The following is a 3,390-nucleotide window of genomic DNA, read 5'->3' on the forward strand; positions in this document are numbered from 1 at the left end:
CGTGCTCGTACGGAACGAGGTGCGCGGCGACCACCCCGTCCTGCCGGTCGACCCGGCCCGCGCCGGCACGGTCGCCCTCAGCGGCGCCGCCGCCCGCGACGCCCGGATCCTCGGCGGCGGCTCGGCGGTCGTCTTCCCGCACCACGTCGTCTCCCCGCTCGACGGACTCACCGCCGCCCTCCCCGAGGGCGCCCTCACCTACACCCTCGGCGCCGACCCCAGCGACGAACTCGCCGACGCCGACAAGGGGTTCGAGCTGACGGCCGTCTGCCGCGCCGAGGACGGCCGGGTGCTCGGCACGTCGAGCGTCCCCGGCGGCCGGGTGCAGTGGGCGGGCAGCGACCTGCCCGACGGCGTCACCCACGACACGCTCCACACCGTGGAGCTGACCGGCCGCTTCGTGCCGAGGGAGAGCGGCGAGCACACCTTCGGCACGCGCGGTCTCGGCGGCTTCGTCCTGACCGTCGACGGCGAGACGCTCTTCGACGGAACCCAGGAACCGGGCGACGCCGCCGACCCGTTCGAGGCCTTCTTCGGCACCCCCGTCGAGCGCGCCCACGCCGTCCTCACGGCGGGCGAACCGGTCGAGGTCTCGCTGCTGCACACCGTCTTCGCCCTCCCCGACGCCCCGATCAGGGCCGTCGCCTTCTCGCTGCTCCACCTCGGACCCCGGTACGACCCGGACGAGCTGATCGCGGAGGCCGTCGAGGCCGCGCGCGGCGCGGACACCGCCGTGGTGGTCGTGGCCACCACCGCCCGCGTCGAGTCCGAGGGCTTCGACCGGACGAGCCTGCGGCTGCCGGGCCGCCAGGACGATCTCGTACGGGCCGTCGCCGCCGTCAACCCGCACACCGTCGTGGTCGTCAACACCGGCTCACCGGTGGAGCTTCCGTGGCGCGAGGAGGTCGCGGCCGTCCTGCTGAGCTGGTTCCCCGGCCAGGAGGGCGGCGCGGCGCTCGCCGACGTCCTCCTCGGCGCCGAGGAGCCCGGTGGCCGGCTGCCCACCACCTGGCCGGTGGCCCTCGCGGACGCGCCCGTGTCGGCGACCACCCCGACCGACGGGCAACTGCGCTACGACGAGGGCCTGTTCATCGGCTACCGCGCCTGGGAGAGGGCGGGCACCACCCCCGCGTACCCCTTCGGACACGGCCTCGGCTACACCGACTGGGTGTACGAGTCGCTCTCCGCCACGCACGACGAGGTACGGGTCAGGCTGCGCAACTCCGGTGTCCGTACCGGCCGTGAGGTCGTCCAGATCTACCTGGCCCCGACGGGCGGACCGACCCCGGGGACACCCGAGCGCCCGGCCCGCTGGCTCGCCGGCTTCGCCTCCGCCGAGGCGGCCCCCGGGGAGACGGTCGAGGTCCATGTCCCGCTGCGGCGCCGGGCGTTCGAGATCTGGGACGAGCGGACGGACGCCTGGGCGCTGCTCCCCGGGACGTACGAGGTCGAGGCGTCCCACTCGATCGCCGACCGCCGCCTCACCACGACGATCGACGTACGGCCCTGACCGCAGGCGCCCCCGGCGGGCAAGGGGCCCACAGACCGTACGGCCCCGAGGCGGCACCTGACACCGCCTCGGGGCCGTACGCACCCCGTCGTACGCGCCTCAGCGCACCGAGAACCCGTACCGCGTCGTGGAGTTGAACACCTGGCCCGGCCTCAGCACCGTGTCCGGGAACGACGGACGGTTCGGGGAGTCCGGGAAGTGCTGGGTCTCCAGGGCGATCCCGTCCCCGGGCCCGTACGGCTTCCCGTCGAAGTGGTCGCCGGTGTAGAGCTGCATCCCCGGCTCGGTCGTCGTGACGGTCAACACCCGCCCGGACACCGGGTCGTGCAGCTCGGCGGCCACGCCCGTACCGCTCCGGTCCCCGTCCAGCACGTAGTTGTGGTCGTAGCCGGGGCCCACCACCCGGGGCTCCCGGAAGTCGAAGCGCGTCCCGCCGACGGGCGCCAGCTCCCCGGTCGGCACGCCCGTGGCGTCGACCGGCGTGATCCGGTCCGCCGCGATCCGCAGCACGTGCCCGGTCGCGGGGCCGCTGCCCGCGCCGCCCAGGTTCCAGTACGTGTGATTGGTCAGGTTGACCGGGGTCGGGGCGTCGGTCTCCGCGCGGTAGTCGATCCGCAGCGCGCCGTCCGCCTCCAGCGCGTACGTCGCGCTGACCACGAGGCGGCCGGGGAAGCCCTCCTCGCCGTCCGGGCTCACCCGCGACAGCCGCACGCCGTCGCCGTCCCGCTCCGCGTCCCACACCCACCGGTCGAAGCCCCGCTCACCGCCGTGCAGGCTGTTCGCACCGTCGTTGCGGGCCAGCCGGTACGTCCGGCCGTCGAGCGTGAAGGCCCCGCCCGCGATGCGGTTCGCGTACCGGCCGACCAGCGCGCCGAAGTACGGCCCCCGGGAGCCCAGGTAGCCCGCGACGTCCGGGAAGCCGAGCACGACGTCCGCCACCGTCCCGTGCCGGTCGGGCACCTCGACCGACTGCACGACCCCGCCGTACGTGAGCAGGCGCACCCGGGTCCCGGCCCGTTCGAGGGTCCAGCGCAGGACGGGTGTGCCCTCGTCGGTCGCGCCGACGTCTTCCGTGGTTATGGCAGTCACGGTCAAGCACCTTAGACCGTCCGCCCCGCCGTCAGACCGGCGGTCGCGCCGCCGTCACGTTCCGGTACGCGATCGCGGCCAGCCGTCGCTGTCCGTCCTTGCTCGGGTGGAACCAGTCCCAGTGGCTCAGCTGCTCGACGGTGAAGCGGAAGTCGAAGACCGCCCCGCCGTCGTACCGGCACAGCGGATCCTCCGCGCAGACGTCCCTCAGCACGCCGTTGTACGCCACGATCCGGTCGTACACCAGGCTCCGCCTGGCCGAGGCCTTGGCGCTGACGTCCTGCGCGTCCCCCAGCATCGTGGCGCAGATGCCCAGCTTCCAGATCTGCCGCCCCAGCGGGTCGCCGCGCCCGGTGGACCAGAGCCGCTTGAGATCCGGCACGCTCGACACGTACACCTGCGCGTGCGGGGCGCGGGCCCGCAGCCGCTCCATCGACGCCTCGAACGACGCGCGGAAGGCGTCCACCGGGGTCATCTGCGCGGCCGAGTCCTGGCAGGCGTCGTTGGAGCCCACCATGACCGTGACCAGACCGGGGTCGTGCCGGGCCGCGCGGGTCATCTGCGCGGGCAGGTCGGACACCTTCGCACCCGTCTCCGCCTCGTTCCAGCTCCGCCCCGACGCGCCCGGCGCCCCCAGGAGGCGCTGGGCCAGGCTGCGGACCTCGCCGTCCGTCCCGGTCGCCCAGGACGCCTCGGGGCAGTCCGTGAGCACCGCGCAGGCGTCGAAGCCCCTTGTGATCGAGTCGCCCACGGCGGCCACCGAGTCGGGGGAGGGGTCCCAGACGGGCCCC

General features: G+C 74.5%; 3 protein-coding genes. 1 reads left to right on the forward strand and 2 read right to left on the reverse strand.

Annotation, left to right across the window (positions count from 1 at the left end; all coding sequences use genetic code 11):
• Nucleotides 1-1,510: glycoside hydrolase family 3 C-terminal domain-containing protein (locus GT042_RS29355; protein ID WP_202534124.1), on the forward strand; the 1,510-nt coding region annotated here is incomplete at its 5' end.
• Between the two features lie 99 nt (nucleotides 1,511-1,609).
• On the opposite strand, the gene GT042_RS29360 is transcribed toward GT042_RS29355, so the two are convergent.
• Nucleotides 1,610-2,599, reverse strand: a complete 990-nt coding sequence (locus tag GT042_RS29360) for an aldose epimerase family protein (protein ID WP_345943966.1) — start codon at nucleotides 2,597-2,599, stop codon at nucleotides 1,610-1,612.
• A gap of 31 nt (nucleotides 2,600-2,630) precedes the next feature.
• A partial coding sequence (locus tag GT042_RS29365) for a GDSL-type esterase/lipase family protein (RefSeq protein ID WP_161311737.1) occupies nucleotides 2,631-3,390 on the reverse strand: 760 nt, incomplete at its 5' end.

Origin of the sequence: Streptomyces sp. SID3212 (assembly GCF_009865405.1) — a bacterium.
In the GTDB taxonomy this organism is placed as follows: domain Bacteria; phylum Actinomycetota; class Actinomycetes; order Streptomycetales; family Streptomycetaceae; genus Streptomyces.